We start from the raw sequence: 17,056 nt of genomic DNA, 5'->3' as shown, positions 1-17,056 counted from the left end.
TAATAGCATTCGATTTATAATTTAATCAGCGATTAATGAAAATATTACTTTCGATGAGTAAATCGTGATATATTTTTAAATATGTTATAGTCAATTATAAATAGCAGTTTGAAGGAGAATTTTAATGAGTAATTCTATTTTAATTTCAGTAGGTGCTGTTATTGCATGTGCTTTGGTTGCTATAAGCAAAAAAGATAGGAAAAAAATGAATTTTAAATCTAATGGTAAGTTTTATAGATAGTAGGTTGTAGAATGCTGTTTAGGCAACGTATTTAAGTTAAGAAAATAGTGAGTTTACTTATAAAGTATACTCGCTATTTTTAAATTCTTTAGACTGCTTATGAGTTACTAACTGGACCTGTATATGGCTTATAAGACTCTGGAATCGTAATTATTTCATTATCTAGTTTGTAAGGTGTATTTGCTATTGGGGGTTCATTGTTAATTAAATTCATTCCAATATTATAAAAGGCTTCAGCTACCATTTTCGTATCTTGAATAAGGGTGCCAGTCATTAATCCTTTGTCTATTAAATTTTTGGCTTCTTCCAGACCATCAATTCCAACAACGGCTATATTCTTATTTTTGTTCCCTTTGTTATATCCATATTTTTGTAGTGCTTCAATAGCGCCTAAAGCCATTGCATCATTATTAGCAATTATTGCTTCAATTCTACCATCATATTTGAGAAATAGATTATCAACTGAAGTTTTAGCTAATTCTCTAAACCAATTGGCATTTACTAGAGCAAGCTGTTCTGTTTGTATCCCGGCTCCATTAATTGTTGAAATAACATCATTTGTTCTTTCAATAGCATATGGGTTATTAGCTTCACCTTTTAGCAAAATGTATTGCAAAATATTATCATTATTCTTGTCTAAAAATTTCTTATCAGTATTCCATTTATCTACAAGAATTTTACCTTGCAAAACACCTTCGTGGCTTGAAGTTGAATACAGAAAAACAGCTTTACTGTAAAGTTTGGAAACTTTTGATACAACTTCGGGAATAACTTCCATAAAAATAATTGGAACATTTTTTAGATTAAGCATGATGTTTTTTATGGTTTCTTCTTTTGTATCAGCTAGTTTCAATATAAATAAATCAATACTACTCTTGCGAAGAGAATCTATTGTTTCGTTTTGTACAGCCATATTATTTTTTCCATCATAAAAAGTAAAGTGGACTTTATCTTTATTTTGATTTTCAATATTCTCCAAACTCTTTTTAATTTCTAACATATAGGGATCATCAAAACTATATAGTAATACTGCAACATTAGCTACTTTACTATTGCTAACATTTAAACTTGAACTAGCAAATGTATTAACTTGATATATATTTATTAGTATGAATATAATTAACACAATTTGAATGAATACTATTATTTTTTGAAATGCCTTCATTAAATGACCCCCCAACTTATGTAACTGTTTTAAATCATAATACTCATCATTAGGTTTGGTATAAATATAAAATTTATTCTAAGATTATAAAATAAAAAGTGCAATAAAAATTAGATAATATATCATTGAACAAGCATGTTATAATTATATATAAATGGTAAAATAATACTGAGTATATTTTATGATAGAGGTGTAAAATGCTAAATAGTTATTATAAAAATTATAAAGCAGAGGCATGGGATATTCTGCAATATCTTTTTAAGGCTAAAAGGATTAATGATCATACACTCCATTTTATAGCAAAGTTTTCTGGAAAACTTGATTTAGAACTATTGAGTAAGGCTATTGATATTTCTATTAATGTTTTCCCTTTGATTAGATGTAGATATAATGAATCCAAAAGGCAGCCTTATTGGGAAGAAGCAGGATATACTGCAAGTGACATAATTGAATTTGTAGAAATACAAAATGGAAACCAAGAATATATCAAACAATATCTTTATCAACAAATAGATGCATTTAATGGTCCACAATTAAATATAAAATTAATTAGAGTGGAAGAAAAGGATACATTATGTATATTAATGAGCCATATGTTATGTGATGCTGCAGGATTTAAAGAATATCTATATATGCTTAGTAATATTTATTCAAATATAGAAAATAATCAAGACTATCAAGCTATACCAAGAAAAAATCGTAAAGTTAAACAAATACTTAAGAATTTATCAATTACAGAGAAAGTAAAAATCATGTTTAGTAAAGCTAATATATTTACGTATGATGATGTGAAATTTGAGTTAGAGGGAGATCTAAACAATCCATTTATTGAAATTCGCACTATTAATAAAGAAGATTTTTCTAGGCTTAAAGTTTATGCTAAAGAGCACGAGGCTACAATAAATGATATTATGCTTACTGCCTATATACGAGTTTTGTTTGAATTGTTTGGAAGATGCGTGACTATACCTTGCACTGTAGATTTAAGAAAATATCTTCCAAATCATAGAGGGGAAGGTTTCTGTAATTTATGTACAAATCTTATTTGTAATATAGGTGATGAAACTGGTAGGACTTTTGAAGAAACACTTTATAAAGTAAAAAAAGAAATGAATAAACAGAAATCTAATATAGCTTGTGTTAAAAGTGTAGCTATGCTAGAAAAAGTTTTTGATGTATTTCCCTACAGGACTGCAAGAGGAATAGTTGAGAAAAAATTTGTGAATCCACCAATTGCTTTTACTAATATAGGTATAATTGATGAAAAACAGCTTGCATTTGGTGATAGTGATATTATCGAAGCGTATATGACAGGTTCAATCAAATATGATCCATACTTTCAGTTGGCTGTATCAACATTTGACAATGTGGCAACACTCAGCGTCAATCTATACGGAACTCAATCAGACAAAAATAAAGTAAATATCTTTTTAGATAAGTTTATTAACGAGTTACAAGCCAGTGTGTACTAGTAAAATTCTATCAGTGTCAATATTGAATATTGCTTTGTTCATTAGTAGATAGTGTTAAATTAGAAAAATAATATACGTAATATATATGTTGCAATTCACAATGAACATTTCACAATCCACAATTACGGATAGAATTCTTGCAATATTTTTAGAATTATGATGAAGAATTATTTTTGCAGTATATATATTATCAATAATTAAAATTAGGCAGAAATTTATAAGAATTTTATGGGGGTATATTAATGTTAATAAAATTTCAAGGAAATGATAGTATATTGGATTCTAAACCATTTACTGATGACGAAGTTCAGTTTAATTTACTACATTTAGTAAGAGAAAGTGAATCTCCATATTTATTTACAAATAAGAATAGAAGTATAATAATTGGACAGTCAGCGCTTAAATATCCAGCTTGGATATGGACAGAAAATAATATCACAAATTATGATATTAAGGAATTAAAAGATGATTTCACAGAATTATATAAAGATGTGGATATACTGACGTTTGTAGCTAAACCAAATATCGCAATCTTGTTAGCTGAACATTATTCTAAAGTCAAGCATAAAAATTATTCTGTTTCTTTGCAAATGGAGTCGTTTCAGTGTCCATCTGTAATTGAAGCAAAGCAGATTAATGGACAGCTTAGACAAGCTGCGATAAATGATATTAATATTATTTCAGAGTTTTTATCTGGATTTGTTTATGATTGCTTTGGGAAAGAAACTACATCAGAAGAGCAGTTAGAAACTGCAAAAATGTATATTGAAAGTAAGAACTTATATGTTTGGGAATGTGATAGCAAAATAATTTCTATGGCAAATATCGCTCATAATTCAAAGCGAAATGCTAGAATTAATGAGGTATATACTATACCAGATATGAGAGGAAATGGATTTGGAGCAAAGATTGTATCTGAATTGTGTAAAATTATTCTTAATGAACATAAAACTCCTGTTCTTTACACAGATTTAAGAAATCCAGCTTCTAATAAAGCATATAAAAATGTTGGGTTTACTGAATGTGGAAAGGTTACTCAAATATCATTTAATTTCGAGAGTAATGGCATCTAAAACTTTTTTTATTAAGATATTTTTCATTGTCTAGGAACGTATAAAAAAATCGGATTTTGAAAATTAGTTATATCAATGGTTAGGAGGATGTTTGCTTGTAAAAATATGATTAAGAATGAGCGTGGCGCACCACTTTTATTCTTATCAACTACTAAAAAGGAATTAGCTAATAATCATAGAACGCATTTCTTACTGGTGAAATATAACATTATGAATTGGTAAAAATAATCGAAAATAAGCCCCTAAAGATAAGGGACTTATAAAAATATTATTTCAGAATATTAAAGTATATAGATAAAAGATGAAGATTTATATATTTGTGATTAAAGAAGTTATTATTATTTAACATATTCAAAATAAGGCAGCTCAGTTGCGATTCCAGTTTCATCAAATTTATAATTAGTACCGTTTAGAGGAGGAGCACCAGAAACTAAATTCATTCCTATAGAATAAATTGCGTTTGCATGTTCGCGTGGATCTTGCTTAACAGTACCAGTCATAAATCCTTTTGCAATTAATTCTTGTGCCTCTGGTAAAGCATCAACTCCAACAACTGGAATATACTTAGAGGGATCTCCTTTATTGTATCCATATTTTTGAAGACCTTTAACAGCACCTATTGCCATGGAATCACTATTCGCAATTATTGCTTCAATTTTATTACTGTAATTTAAAAACAGTGACTCTATAGAAGTTCTTGCGCATTCTTCTAGAAAATCACAGGTAACCGATGAAATTTCCTGAGTTTTTATTCCTGATTCATTTATTGCCTGAATTGAATATTTGTTTCTTAGAGCTGTTATATTGCTATCAGATGGACCTTTTATAAGAATATATTGCATTATATTATCTTTATTTTTATCTAGAACATCTTTATTTGCATTCCAAGCATTGGCGAGAATTCTACCTTCAAGAATACCAGATTGAGCAAGATCTGTATTAAGAATTATAGATCTATTGCGGTAAGGTCTAAGTAAGTTTACTATCGATGGAGTTTTTTCATATAAGATAATTAATGGAATATTCTTTTGTTGTATTTTGTTAAAAGTACCTTCAATATCACTTAGGTTTTTACTAACAGGACGTATTACAAAAAGGTTAAAATCTTCATTAAGTGCGCTTTCAATGCTCTCATTTTGAATACTTTGATTTTCTTTTGCATAAAAAAAAGTAAATTGAACTTTACCTGAATTCTCAATTTGAATATCTTCTAAATTCTTCTTTACCTCATAAAGAAATGAATCTTCAAAATTATTTATAAATACAGCTACTTTGAGTTGAGGTTGAGCGGTAGTGTTTTGTAAAGCATATGTATTATATGGAATTATATTTGATAATAATAGAATAACTATAATAATCAATTTCGATTTTTTTAATAAATTCATTTTAATCCTCCATATGTTTTAATTTAACTATATACTCATAGGCTTTCTTTATTTATAAAATTTATTCGAACCTGTGCATATTGAATAAAATTTATAATCATGCTTGTAGTTAAACTTTAGAAAGATTAAAGTGACTTAATAAAAATAATAAGCATTAACTTGAAACTTTAAATTTTCAGTGCGAAAACTATATAAGAATATAATTGTAGATATGAATAATAAGAATAAGATTTTTAAAATAATTTTTAAGAATTTTAGATAGTCATTAAGGAAAAGCCTAATTCATATGAATTTCAGAAAAAAGGAATTGATAGAAGGATGAGATCAAAAAGACTTGTTAGAGATGAGTTATAAAAATTAAAAAATAATTGTGTGCAATAACACTAAACTTAAGCTTCAAATCAAAATCTCAAGTTTAGTGTTATTATATTTTTTGCATTTTGAATTAAACTTATATTTTTATAGAGCTTATTATAGATAAATTAATTATAGGTTAGATTTATATTATTTCATCCACTATAAATATTTTTCAATCAACTCTTTTAAAATCTCACCATGTCTACACTCATCTTCGCCAGCAGTATGTACAGCTTGAGCTGCTTCTTTAAGACCTAATTTATCAAGAATATTAGATAATTCTTTTATTTTTTCTCCTGCAGAGATTTCCCCAATAGACATTGAACTCAAAGCATCACGTAAATTTTCATTTGTATGGCCATTTAGTGATGCATATAATCCGCCATGACGAGCCTCATCAGCAGAAATCTTTTTTAGTTCATCTGCTAATTCAGGTAGACCTTTTTCCTGAGCCACTATTGCAAAAGCTTGATAAGTTGCAGCACCTATTGCTTCTGCCTTCCACATTTCAGTAATTTTTTCTTCTAAATCTGTACCTTTAGTTAGACCAATTAAACTCATAACGAACCTCCATATTAAAATTGATTAAAATAATATATAACATAATTTAATTGAATAAAACCAGATTAACATTTTAATAAATTAATGTCAATAGAATTTTATTTCTATTAAATATATATTCCCATAATATTTTAAGTTAATTTACAATCAATAAGTGAATTAATTACAACAGCTGTTCATGATTTTAAAAAATCATTATCAGTAATTAGAGGATTAGTTCAATTAGGAATGATAGCTTCTGATAAAGTTAAAATTGATAACTATTTAAGCAGGATAATAACACAATCTGATGAGATGAATGATATGATTATTGAACTTTGAGTATATTTAAGATAATAATTTGGAACTAAAAAATAAAAAGAAATAGAGATAGCATTTAAACTAGGTAGATAATAATAAAGCTATCTCTTTTTTGTTCTATGAAATTGCATTTTAATTATGTACAGTATTTAAAGAAAATATACTCTTAATTATAAACGATAATTGAGAAATGTATTTGTATTTAAGAAAAAGTTAACGCGCCTTGCCCCAATATTACAATTCTATCACTATTTCTAATGGGTTTAAGTGGAAACTTTTGAGAGCGTGGATCTAAGGAAATAGCTTGCTGTATTTTCTGTTCAGAATCAAATACAACCATAAATCCTCTATATTCAGATAAATTCTGTACACTGTAAGAAACATTTTCCATAAGGCCTAAATCTCGTATGTTATAAAATCCTTCTTTAAAAGTTCGTGGTTGATTTATATCAGCTACTGTAGCAGTAGTAATGCTAAATGATAGAAATAAAAAAATAGAAAATATTGAAATAAATTTCTTCAATTTAAGAACCCCTTTCATTAATCTTATCTCAGATTTATTATGTGAAGGTAGAGAAAATATATTCTCTTTAAAAGATTGTATAAGTGGCATTATAAGTTTGTCTAAAGCAAATGAGTGGTAATGGATATTAATAAACAATAATTTAATGTACTTTAGTATTATCTAAGTGCAAATATTACTAAATGATTTTTGGTAGTATTTACGCTTATTTTTTATTCCGTGATTTTATAGAGTTATTTAAGAATAGCGCAGTATTTAGCTAAGCCTTATGAAAATATAATTGAGGTTTAAACTAAATTGGTATACACTAGTGGTAATTGAAAGTTTGATAAGTTGCTCAATTAGGACTAGAACGTATAAACTTAATTAGAGGATAGATTATTTATTGAAATATATAAATTTATTCGCATAGAGGAGAATAGAAATGGAATTTAGAAAAGCATTTGAAACAGATATAAATGATATAATGAACATTATTAAGCAGGCACAATCTTACTTTAAAGAACAAGGAATTAATCAATGGCAGAACAATTATCCTAACTCTGAAACAATAAGAAATGATATTGCTAATAAACATAGCTATATTTTATTAAAAGACAATAATATTGTTGCTACGGCAGCGGTTTCTTTTGACGGAGAAAAAACATATGATTCTATTTATGAAGGCGAATGGATTACTAATAGCCAATATGCAGTTATTCATAGGATAGCTGTAGATAACACTTATAAAGGATTAGGCTTATCATCTAAAATTATTAAAAATGTGGAAGAACTTTGTTTAAGTAAAGGGGTACATAGCATAAAAATAGATACACATGAAGAAAATATATCTATGCAAAAGTTGCTTAAGAAAAACAAATTCCAGTATTGTGGGATAATCTATTTAGAAGACGGAAATAAAAGAATAGCATTTGAGAGGATACTATAATCTTATAAATAGTCCTATTCTTTCTGTAAATAATGGAGACAAGCGCCACGGGAGGTGAGTAGTATCATATAACAATGCTAATTTATAATTAGTAGAATTATAGCTTAGTTACTTTTTTATGATGATGAGGACTACAAATTAGGAAATGAGTGAAAAAGTCAAATAAGTCGAAAGTATTATTTTCGGCCTATTTGACTTTATAAAGCTGTATATTTGTGTAAAAATCACTTATACAGATATTAATTCATGTATGTTGTGGTAGTGAATTAATATGGGAAATAATACTATGATAATAAAATGCATAAATCTTTTATTCACTTTTGAAGTTTAATAGTAATGCTGAATTTATAATAACTGCAACTGAGCCTAAGTTATGAACTAGTGCTCCAAGTATCGGATTTAAGATACCTGTCATTGCAAGTATTATAGCTGTAAAGTTTAGTAGCATAGAAAGAGATAAATTCCATTTGATTGTATTCATGGTCTTTTGTGATAGACTGAGTAAATGTGGAAGAGCTTTTATATCATCACTAACAAGAGCAATATCTGCTGCATCAACAGCAATATCACTTCCAACACCGCCCATTGCGATACCTACATATGCTTTTTTTAGTGCAGGAGCATCATTAATTCCATCGCCTATCATACATATCATTTCATTGTTATTTTGATATTCTTCAATTACAGATAATTTATCTTCTGGCAAACATTCAGAGTGAACATTAATAATACCTACGTTTTTAGCAATATGAGAAGCAGCTTTAGGATTATCTCCTGTTAATAAGACACTTTCTACATTGATTGAGCTTAGCCTTTTAATCATTGACTTAGAATCTTTTCGTAAAGTATCAGATAAAACTATAAAACCAGAAGTTTGTGAGTTAACAGCTACATAGATAACGGTACAACCTTCTTTTATATAACTTAATGCCTTGTCCGATATTTTATTTGGTATTTCTATAGAACTTTCAGCTAGTAGTTCAGCATTTCCAGCAAAGATTGTATCATCATTGATAATTGATTTAACACCACGGCCAGCTATAAGTTCGAATCGTTGAGGATCTTCAGGGATAGATTTTGACGTGGTTTTAAAGTGTGAAACTATTGATTTACCCAGAGGATGCTCGGAACGAAGTTCAGCAGAAGCTGTTACTTCAAGTAGTTTTTCTGAATTAATATTTTCATTAAAACTTTCAATTGCTACAACATCAGGCTTTCCATATGTCAAAGTACCAGTTTTATCGAATGCAATTCTTTTTACACTTGCTAATCTTTCAAGTGCGTCACCTTCACGAACAAGAATACCATGCTTTGTAGCATTTCCTATGCCAGCCATTATGGCCGTAGGAGTTGCAAGAACTAAAGCACAAGGGCAGAATACAACAAGTATTGTAACAGCACGAATAATTTCTCCTGTAACAAACCAAGTGCCAGCTGCTGATACAAGGGCAATTACAACTATCCAAGTAGCCCATTTATCTGCCATTCCAACAATTTTAGCTTTGCTTGCATCAGCAGACTCAACAAGTTTGATCATTCTTTTTAGGGAACTATCTTCGTCAACCTTTGTGGACTTCATATCAAATGCACCAAATTGGTTAACTGTTCCACTGAAGACTTCGTCACCTACACCCTTATCAACTGGCATAGATTCACCTGTCATTACGGCTTGATTGATAGACGTTTGTCCAGAAATAATGAGACCATCAACAGCAATAGTTTCGCCAGGAAGCACACGGAGAATATCTAAAACCTTAACTTCTTCAGCAGGGATTATACTTTCAATTCCATCACGTACAATTCTAGCTGTCCTTGGAGTAAGATTTACTAACTTTTCAATACCTGCACGGGCTTTAGCAACAGTATGTTCCTCTAATAACGCGCCCAATGTCATAATAAAAGCAACTTCACCTGCAGCAAAAGTTTCTCCAATTAAAATAGATGCAACAAGTGCAATGGCAACTAAGACGTCTGCCTTAATATCAAATTCAGTTATAAGTCCTTCAATGGCGCCTTTTACAATAGGGAAGCCACATAAAATAATAGCCACCCAAGCTATATCAATTTTGAAATTTACAATATGTAAGAAACTAATAAGCAATGCAAAAGCAGATAAAAATAAAAATAGAAAAGTACGTTTTTCTTCATTTTCAAAGAATTCTTTTATTTTACTCATGTTATCACCTATCCCATCCTTGAAAAATGCTCTACTGCTTTAGCAAATTCAGCAATTGTTTTATCAGCATCGCCATGTTCAATGCCATCACGGACACAGTGTTGTAAATGTCCTTCTAAAACTACCTGACCAACTTTATGTAATGCACTTTTTGCAGCATTAATTTGTATTAAAATATCTTCACAAGGAACATCTTTATTTATCATTTCTGAAATAGCTCTAAGTTGACCCTCAATTTTTTTTATTCTAGTTTGAATTTTTGGAACATCCATACATTGACGCATATTAGCATCCTCCTTAATTAATTTTCTTGATATTATACCCTAGGGGGTATAGGTATATATTAATAATGATAATCATTTTTGTCAATTACTATTTGTAATAAATTTAGTAAGAATTGGAATACCTTGGCTGCATATGTTCCAAAAATATTAATTACTTTTATAAAATGAGCAATCCAATTACATTATGGATTTATTGACAGTCAATGGAACTAGATTGCAGGAACGCGAAGATATTGATTTAGAGAGAGAAGCTTATGAGCAGGAATATTTCTGGAATAGAATTATGGCTGAACATGCAAAATTCCTTCGAGGACTTCTTGATCCAACAGAAGATGAATTAATAAATATGTCAAATAACTTTGGACGTGAGTTTGATAAGTTAACAATGGAAGCAAGGGAAGCTATGAACCAATCAGTTACACTTTCTAAAGTTACAGATGATAGTTATAAAGCGACTTTAGCAATAGGTAAATTTAAAGAACAAGGTACAGTAGGGTTATTAGAGTGTAAAATTAAATCCATAATAGTACCACTATTAGGTGACCATATTTTGCGTGAAGCAAATCATTATTTGCGATTACTAAAAATATTTAAAAGGGTTGGGGAGTTAGAATAACAAATTATTTGTGGTAAGACTTTTAGCATAATACTTATTGTTATGTTAGAAGCCTTTTATTATGTTAGAGTGAAACATGTTGACATGTTGCTACCTGTTGATATAAATTATGAAAAAGGCCGATTCAGAAGGTTTTATGCCTCTTTTTTCGCAATTCTGAGGTTTTGATATTATTTGTAGGAACTAATAGAAATTCGTGTATAGTATCTAAAAAAATGGAATACTAAGCATGAGGTGATTTACATGGAAAGTGTATGGAGCTATGAAGTGAATTTTAGAAAAAGAGAAACTTTAAATCAAGACATTCAATGTGACATTCTTGTAATAGGTGCTGGAATGGCAGGACTGCTCACAGCATATATGCTAAGTAAAAGTGGAAGAGATGTTGTTGTAATTGATGCTAGAAGTATAGCAGGAGGAGTTACTAAAAATACAACTGCTAAAATAACATCTCAGCATGAATTAATTTATGATAAATTAATTAAAGAATTTGGAGAAGATGGAGCTAGTCAATATGCAAGAGCCAATGAACTTGCTATAAGGAGATACAAGGAAATAATTGATGCAGAAAAAATTGCTTGTGATTTTGAGCATAAAGATGCATACTTGTATACTTCCGACAACATTAAAGATATTGAGAACGAATATAATGCAGCGAAAAGATTAGGAATTGATGCGGAGCTTGTAGATGAAGTAAATATTCCTATAAAAGCTAAAAAAGCATTGAAATTTAAGAATCAAGCGCAGTTTCATCCACTAAAATTCCTAAGACCAATTTCAGAACAATTAACTATTTATGAAAATACAGTAGCTCTTGATATTACTGAAGATAATACTGTAGTTACAAAGAATGATATGAAAATTAAAGCGAATAAAATAGTTGTAGCATCGCATTATCCATTCTTAAATACTCCAGGTTACTATTTTATGAGAATGCATCAAGAAAGAGCATATGCTATAGCTTTAGAAAATGCGCAAGATGTTAAGGGAATGTATAAAGGTATTGATCAAAATACATATTCATTTAGAAATTATAAGAATCTATTAATACTTGATGGTGCAGCCAGAAGAACTGGGGAAAATGAAGAAGGGGGAGCATACGAGGAATTAAGAAAGGTTGCTAAAGAATTTTATCCAAATGCAACAGAGAAATATCATTGGTCAACTCAAGATTGTATAACATTAGACAATATACCTTATATAGGTCACTACTCATCTAAAACTCCTGATATTTATGTTGAAACAGGATTTAAAAAATGGGGAATGACAACTTCAATGGTTGCAGCAATGATAATAAGTGATATGATTCTTGAAAAGGAAAATGACTTCTCTGAAATATTCTCGCCAAGAAGATTTGACATGTCAGCATCCATGAAAAATGCTGCAAAGGATCTTGTCATAACTGCAAAAAATTTTATAGCAGAGAGGATAAATATTCCAGAGGAAACCTTAAATAGTATTGGAAATGGTCATGGAGGTATTATAGAATATAAAGGTGAAAAGGCTGGTGTCTACAAGGATAATGAAGGCAAAGTATATACAGTATCAACAAAGTGCGCTCATTTAGGCTGCGAACTTAAATGGAATGCTGATGATTTGACTTGGGACTGTCCTTGCCATGGTTCAAGATACAATTATGAGGGAATCTGGATTGAAAGTCCTACTAATAAATGCCTTCATGAAGTGTAGTAATATGTTATAGATAATAGCATAAGTATATTATTTAACATACATAATCTATACGTTGAAGAAGCTGTCTTAAAATATTTGAGTTTTAGATAGCTTTTTTTGATTTGGGTAAAACCAATGAAGCTTTTGTGTGGTTTTTGTTTTTGGGAAAACTATTTTGATATGATACCTTGACATTATTACTAATTAGTAATAATATTATATCCATGAATAAGAATAAAGTTACTTATGGAGAATTAAATGATTTAAATTTAAAGGCTATTATAGCATTAAGCCGATGCATACAAAGTGTTAATAAAAGAGAACTTAAGATCATCAAAGAAGGAGGATTGACTTATTCACAATTTGGGGTGCTTGAAGTACTGTATCATAAGGGAGATTTAAGAGTCAGTGAAATATTAGAAAAAACTCTTTCAACTGGTGGCAATATGACTGTTGTTATAGATAACTTGGCTAAAGATGATTTGATCGATAGGCGTCCTGATCCTAAGGATAGACGTGCAAGTTTAATAAGCATATCTGAAAAAGGAAGAAAGCTTATGAGTGAACTCTTCCCTAAACATGTAGATAATTTAAGTGAAATTTTTAGCGCTTTAAGTGTTGAAGAGAAAAAGGATCTAATAAATATGTTAAAGAAATTATCAGGTGTATAAAGTGAAACTTACACCTTAGTTTTTAAACAAATAGTACTAATTAGTAATTAACTAATTAGTACTGAAGTGTTAACCATATTTTAAAATAGAGCAAAAAGCAAGAGTGAAAAAGTAGGAGTAGTAGAAAAACTCTTTGAGTTTATTAGTAATACTTTTTAAATATTTACTATTATCTATTACTTATTTATAAATTATATTTTGCGAATATGATCTAAAATTTGATAGAGTTAGATAAAATGGAGGAGGATAAAAAATGTTAAGAGTAATTGATAGCGGAAATATGGGCAGTAGTAATTTAGGATGGTTAAGAAGTAAATTTCATTTTTCATTTGCAGAATACTATAATCCACATAATATAAAGTTTGGAGTTTTAAGAGTTATAAATGATGATTTAGTTGAATCTAACACTGGATTCGATACTCATCCACATAGAAACATGGAAATAATATCATATGTAGTTAACGGTGAACTTACACATGGAGACAGCATGGGAAATAAAAATACAATAACTCGTGGTCATGTTCAATACATGAGTGCTGGCACAGGCGTATATCATAGCGAGCATAATTTAGGAAAAGATGAGTTGAGATTTTTACAGATATGGATATTCCCAGATAAGGAAGATTATAAGCCTAATTATGGAGATTATAGATTTGACTGGAGCGATAGACAAAATAAATGGCTTCATATGGTTTCAAGTAAAAATGGAAATGCGCCAATAAAAATAAATCAAGATATAAATGTTTATTCTTTGGAACTTGATAAGGGAAAAGAAATTAATTTTCAAGTTAATGAAGGGAGACAGGCCTATTTGGTTCAAATAGAAGGTGGCGCTATAATAAATGACATTGAATTAAATAATAGAGATGGAATGGAAATAGTTGAGGAAGATATTTTAATCAAAGCTAAAAAGACATCTCATATTTTGATTTTAGAAATGAAGAAAGAAAATTAAGAATTGTATAAGTTCAACTAATCTTCAGAGGGAGGTTGGTTGAATTTCTTAAACAAAATAAGAATAAAAAGAGGGTTAATAATGAATGATTTTTTAAAAATTGTAAGAGAAAGAAGATCAGCTAATAAATTTATTGAAAATATTAAAATGCCTAGAGAAGATTTTAATGATATATTTAGAGAACTTTCACTGGCGCCTTCTGCTTTTAATTTGCAACATGCTAGGTACTATGTTGTAGAAGATAAGGAGCTTATGGAGAAAGTTTATGATGCATCATTTAAACAATACAAAATAAAAACTGCTTCAGCAACTATAATTGTAACAGGTGATAAAAACGCATACTTATCAGCAGATAAAATTTATGAAGGCTCAATGATGCTTGGAATGATCGATAAAACTGATTATGAAATCATGCTTAATACTATTAATAGTCTTTATGAAGGCTGGGGAGAAGAATTTAAACATGATGAAGCTATAAGAAATGCCTCATTGTCAGCAATGCTATTTATGTTATTAGCTAAAAATAAAGGCTGGGACACATGCCCAATGATTTATTTTGAGAAGGAGAAAATTGCTAAGTTATTAAATATTCCAGAGAACGAAGTTCCAGTTTTAATGATTACTATGGGGAAAATGGACAAGAGTAGTAATAAAATTAGAGGATATAGAAAGCCTGCTGCTGAATTTGTGAAATTTTATTGATCAGAGCTTTTACACCCCAAATATTAATATTGGATTTAGGGTGTAAAAGCTTTGAATTTCACTATTAGTATACATAATAAAAATAAAAGTGTTAAAACTATTCAGTGTAAAAAGCTTTATATTTAATCTAACAATAACTAAGGAGGCAATATAATGGATGATGATAAAGTAATATGCGGATGTAAAAATATTAAAGTAAAAGACATAAAGAATGCTATTGCTAATGGCGCAAAATCATTTGAAGAAGTTCAAGAAAAAACTGAAGTAGGAACTGGCTGTGGGCATTGCGTAGAAAACAATAAAGCATTAGTTGATGAATTATTAGGAAAATAGAATTTCATAACCATATATAACACATTAGAAGTAGAAAATACTATATATAATATAAGACTACTGTATAAGTTGTTTAATGCATATTTATACAGTAGTCTTATACTTTTTAAAGACATAGTAAAAATTCGGTGAAAATATAACAGCAGATAGCATAATTGGTAAATGAACTAATTTTGTGGTAAAAGTACCGAAAATAGTATAAAATATTTTTATACTATTTTCGTTTTTTTATACAAAAGATAAGTTTGATGTAACAAGGAGGAGGATTATGTTATTTAGGTTAAATGAATTTCTAATGGCTGTTTCATTTGCTTTAGACTTTGTGGAGATGGATATTCTCGGGATGGCATCTAACCATGGAAAAAGAACTGCATATATTTCAATTAGTATTGCTAAAGAACTGGGGCTGAATTCAGAAGAGCTCCATGATGTAGCTGCACTTGCAATGCTTCATGACAATGGGTTAAGTGAATATAGCCTGCATGAAAAATTAGCTACAAAAGAATTAAAAAATGCAGCATTATTAGAAGGTGTAAAAGAACATTGTACAATTGGAGAAAGTAATATTAAAAACTATCCATTGCTTACTAATGTGAAAAATATAATAAAGTACCATCATGAAAGGTATGATGGCACAGGATTCTTTAGTTTAAGAGGAGAAGAAATTCCTCTAATGTCGCAAATTATAGCAATCGCAGATGCTTTAGAAAAGACCTTTGATTTGCAGAATAATAATCAAGATATGCAAAACAAAGTTTGTGAATTTGTAAGAAATCAAGAAAATATATCATTTTCTTCAAGAATTGTAAAAGCGTTTTTTAAAGTTACTGAAGAAAAAAAGTTCTGGATGAATTTAGAAAATAGTTTTATTAGTATAGAATTAGAAAAAAGAATTCCAAAGCATAGTCTGGAATTATCATTTGAAGAGATTCATGGTATAACTAATGTGTTGTCAAAGATTATTGACTCTAAATCTAGCTATACTCAAAGGCATTCTCAGGGTTTATCAGAGAAGGCGGCTATTATGGCAGATTTCTATAACTTAGAGAAGGAAGAAAAGATGAAGCTAATTATTGCTGCAGATCTTCATGATATTGGTAAACTAGCAGTGCCAAATGATGTGTTAGACAAGCCTGATAAACTTTCTAATGAGGAATTTAAAATTATAATGAAACATCCAGAGTACACTAGATTAGCACTTCAAGAAATAAAAGGATTTGAGGATATAACTGAGTGGGCTTCAAATCATCATGAAAAGTTAAATGGAAAAGGATATCCTATTGGGATGACAGATAAAGAATTAGATTTTAATTCGCGTCTTATGACTTGTCTTGATATCTATCAGGCACTTACAGAGGAAAGACCATATAGAGAGGGATTAGCCCACGAAAAGGCAATGGAAATACTAAAAAGTATGATGGACAATGGATTTATAGATACTAAAATAACTAGAGATATTGATTATGTTTTTAGTAAGTTGAGTTAAATTATAATGAAGTATCTTCTTAGGATTTAGAAATAAGAATTAAATTTGAGGCTCAAAGCGTCAAAATTGACACAAGTTATTGTGATATAATATTATAGAATAAAAAGGAAGTGAATTCATTATGTTTCTAGTAATAGTAGTTAGCTCCATGCAAAGA

General features: G+C 29.3%; 16 protein-coding genes and 1 pseudogene. 11 read left to right on the top strand and 6 right to left on the bottom strand.

What is annotated here, in order from left to right; genetic code table 11:
* Window positions 1–338: 338 nt before the first annotated feature.
* A complete protein-coding gene (locus F3K33_RS15630; RefSeq protein ID WP_039773366.1) occupies window positions 339–1,406 on the bottom strand; it encodes a galactose ABC transporter substrate-binding protein in 1,068 nt (355 codons plus the stop codon).
* Between the two features lie 197 nt (window positions 1,407–1,603).
* Here F3K33_RS15630 and F3K33_RS15625 point away from each other — a divergent pair, with 197 nt between their 5' ends.
* Both F3K33_RS15625 and F3K33_RS15620 read left to right on the top strand, forming a co-directional pair.
* Window positions 1,604–2,878 carry a condensation domain-containing protein gene (locus F3K33_RS15625; protein WP_039773365.1) on the top strand — a complete coding sequence of 425 codons (1,275 nt, stop codon included), beginning with the start codon at window positions 1,604–1,606 and terminating at the stop codon, window positions 2,876–2,878.
* 242 nt (window positions 2,879–3,120) lie between these two features.
* Entirely contained in the window at window positions 3,121–3,951 is an 831-nt protein-coding gene (locus tag F3K33_RS15620; RefSeq protein ID WP_039773364.1) for a GNAT family N-acetyltransferase, read from the top strand.
* 338 nt (window positions 3,952–4,289) lie between these two features.
* On the opposite strand, the gene F3K33_RS15615 is transcribed toward F3K33_RS15620, so the two are convergent.
* Both F3K33_RS15615 and F3K33_RS15610 read right to left on the bottom strand, forming a co-directional pair.
* On the bottom strand, window positions 4,290–5,336 hold the full coding sequence (locus F3K33_RS15615; RefSeq protein WP_039773363.1) for a galactose ABC transporter substrate-binding protein: 1,047 nt from the start codon (window positions 5,334–5,336) through the stop codon (window positions 4,290–4,292).
* A 516-nt stretch (window positions 5,337–5,852) separates the two neighbouring features.
* Window positions 5,853–6,254, bottom strand: coding sequence for a ferritin-like domain-containing protein (locus tag F3K33_RS15610; RefSeq protein WP_023975507.1), 402 nt, complete (start codon window positions 6,252–6,254; stop codon window positions 5,853–5,855).
* A gap of 150 nt (window positions 6,255–6,404) precedes the next feature.
* Between F3K33_RS15610 and F3K33_RS27050 the strand changes: the two genes are divergently transcribed.
* Window positions 6,405–6,575, top strand: a complete 171-nt coding sequence (locus tag F3K33_RS27050; protein WP_338032049.1) for a histidine kinase dimerization/phospho-acceptor domain-containing protein — start codon at window positions 6,405–6,407, stop codon at window positions 6,573–6,575.
* A gap of 181 nt (window positions 6,576–6,756) precedes the next feature.
* Here F3K33_RS27050 and F3K33_RS15605 read toward each other — a convergent pair whose 3' ends face one another.
* On the bottom strand, window positions 6,757–7,077 hold the full coding sequence (locus F3K33_RS15605) for a hypothetical protein (RefSeq protein WP_023975505.1): 321 nt from the start codon (window positions 7,075–7,077) through the stop codon (window positions 6,757–6,759).
* 424 nt (window positions 7,078–7,501) lie between these two features.
* On the opposite strand from F3K33_RS15605, the gene F3K33_RS15600 reads away from it, so the two are divergent.
* A complete protein-coding gene (locus F3K33_RS15600) occupies window positions 7,502–8,005 on the top strand; it encodes a GNAT family N-acetyltransferase (RefSeq protein ID WP_023975504.1) in 504 nt (167 codons plus the stop codon).
* A gap of 310 nt (window positions 8,006–8,315) precedes the next feature.
* On the opposite strand, the gene F3K33_RS15595 is transcribed toward F3K33_RS15600, so the two are convergent.
* Together F3K33_RS15595 and F3K33_RS15590 are read right to left on the bottom strand one after the other, a co-directional pair.
* Window positions 8,316–10,181 carry a heavy metal translocating P-type ATPase gene (locus F3K33_RS15595; protein ID WP_031276000.1) on the bottom strand — a complete coding sequence of 622 codons (1,866 nt, stop codon included), beginning with the start codon at window positions 10,179–10,181 and terminating at the stop codon, window positions 8,316–8,318.
* Between the two features lie 8 nt (window positions 10,182–10,189).
* The gene (locus tag F3K33_RS15590; RefSeq protein WP_012059254.1) at window positions 10,190–10,465 is read right to left on the bottom strand and encodes a metal-sensing transcriptional repressor; all 276 of its coding nucleotides are present in this window, start codon (window positions 10,463–10,465) and stop codon (window positions 10,190–10,192) included.
* 211 nt (window positions 10,466–10,676) lie between these two features.
* Here F3K33_RS15590 and F3K33_RS15585 point away from each other — a divergent pair.
* The 7 genes and pseudogenes from F3K33_RS15585 to F3K33_RS15555 form a co-directional block, all read left to right on the top strand.
* Window positions 10,677–11,081: pseudogene (locus tag F3K33_RS15585) on the top strand (DUF2935 domain-containing protein); the annotation flags it as partial.
* Between the two features lie 243 nt (window positions 11,082–11,324).
* Entirely contained in the window at window positions 11,325–12,770 is a 1,446-nt protein-coding gene (locus tag F3K33_RS15580) for an FAD-dependent oxidoreductase (RefSeq protein WP_039773362.1), read from the top strand.
* Window positions 12,771–12,976: 206 nt separating this feature from the next.
* Window positions 12,977–13,423 (top strand): MarR family winged helix-turn-helix transcriptional regulator, encoded by a 447-nt coding sequence (locus F3K33_RS15575; protein WP_023975501.1) that lies wholly within the window; start codon window positions 12,977–12,979, stop codon window positions 13,421–13,423.
* A gap of 253 nt (window positions 13,424–13,676) precedes the next feature.
* On the top strand, window positions 13,677–14,378 hold the full coding sequence (locus tag F3K33_RS15570) for a pirin family protein (RefSeq protein WP_023975500.1): 702 nt from the start codon (window positions 13,677–13,679) through the stop codon (window positions 14,376–14,378).
* Window positions 14,379–14,459: 81 nt separating this feature from the next.
* On the top strand, window positions 14,460–15,080 hold the full coding sequence (locus F3K33_RS15565; protein WP_039773393.1) for a nitroreductase family protein: 621 nt from the start codon (window positions 14,460–14,462) through the stop codon (window positions 15,078–15,080).
* A 153-nt stretch (window positions 15,081–15,233) separates the two neighbouring features.
* Window positions 15,234–15,413 (top strand): (2Fe-2S)-binding protein, encoded by a 180-nt coding sequence (locus tag F3K33_RS15560; RefSeq protein ID WP_039773361.1) that lies wholly within the window; start codon window positions 15,234–15,236, stop codon window positions 15,411–15,413.
* A gap of 268 nt (window positions 15,414–15,681) precedes the next feature.
* Window positions 15,682–16,899, top strand: a complete 1,218-nt coding sequence (locus F3K33_RS15555; RefSeq protein WP_039773360.1) for an HD-GYP domain-containing protein — start codon at window positions 15,682–15,684, stop codon at window positions 16,897–16,899.
* Window positions 16,900–17,056: the final 157 nt, after the last annotated feature.

Origin of the sequence: Clostridium beijerinckii (assembly GCF_008705175.1) — a bacterium.
GTDB classification, from domain to species: Bacteria; Bacillota; Clostridia; order Clostridiales; family Clostridiaceae; genus Clostridium; species Clostridium beijerinckii.
This window is presented reverse-complemented; position numbering and strand designations above follow the sequence as displayed.

Coding starts and splice junctions, on each gene's coding strand:
- F3K33_RS15630 (WP_039773366.1), bottom strand. CDS start 1,406: ATGAAGGCATTTCAAAAAATAATAGTATTCATTCAAATTGTGTTAATT.
- F3K33_RS15625 (WP_039773365.1), top strand. CDS start 1,604: ATGCTAAATAGTTATTATAAAAATTATAAAGCAGAGGCATGGGATATT.
- F3K33_RS15620 (WP_039773364.1), top strand. CDS start 3,121: ATGTTAATAAAATTTCAAGGAAATGATAGTATATTGGATTCTAAACCA.
- F3K33_RS15615 (WP_039773363.1), bottom strand. CDS start 5,336: ATGAATTTATTAAAAAAATCGAAATTGATTATTATAGTTATTCTATTA.
- F3K33_RS15610 (WP_023975507.1), bottom strand. CDS start 6,254: ATGAGTTTAATTGGTCTAACTAAAGGTACAGATTTAGAAGAAAAAATT.
- F3K33_RS15600 (WP_023975504.1), top strand. CDS start 7,502: ATGGAATTTAGAAAAGCATTTGAAACAGATATAAATGATATAATGAAC.
- F3K33_RS15595 (WP_031276000.1), bottom strand. CDS start 10,181: ATGAGTAAAATAAAAGAATTCTTTGAAAATGAAGAAAAACGTACTTTT.
- F3K33_RS15590 (WP_012059254.1), bottom strand. CDS start 10,465: ATGCGTCAATGTATGGATGTTCCAAAAATTCAAACTAGAATAAAAAAA.
- F3K33_RS15580 (WP_039773362.1), top strand. CDS start 11,325: ATGGAAAGTGTATGGAGCTATGAAGTGAATTTTAGAAAAAGAGAAACT.
- F3K33_RS15575 (WP_023975501.1), top strand. CDS start 12,977: ATGAATAAGAATAAAGTTACTTATGGAGAATTAAATGATTTAAATTTA.
- F3K33_RS15570 (WP_023975500.1), top strand. CDS start 13,677: ATGTTAAGAGTAATTGATAGCGGAAATATGGGCAGTAGTAATTTAGGA.
- F3K33_RS15565 (WP_039773393.1), top strand. CDS start 14,460: ATGAATGATTTTTTAAAAATTGTAAGAGAAAGAAGATCAGCTAATAAA.
- F3K33_RS15560 (WP_039773361.1), top strand. CDS start 15,234: ATGGATGATGATAAAGTAATATGCGGATGTAAAAATATTAAAGTAAAA.
- F3K33_RS15555 (WP_039773360.1), top strand. CDS start 15,682: ATGTTATTTAGGTTAAATGAATTTCTAATGGCTGTTTCATTTGCTTTA.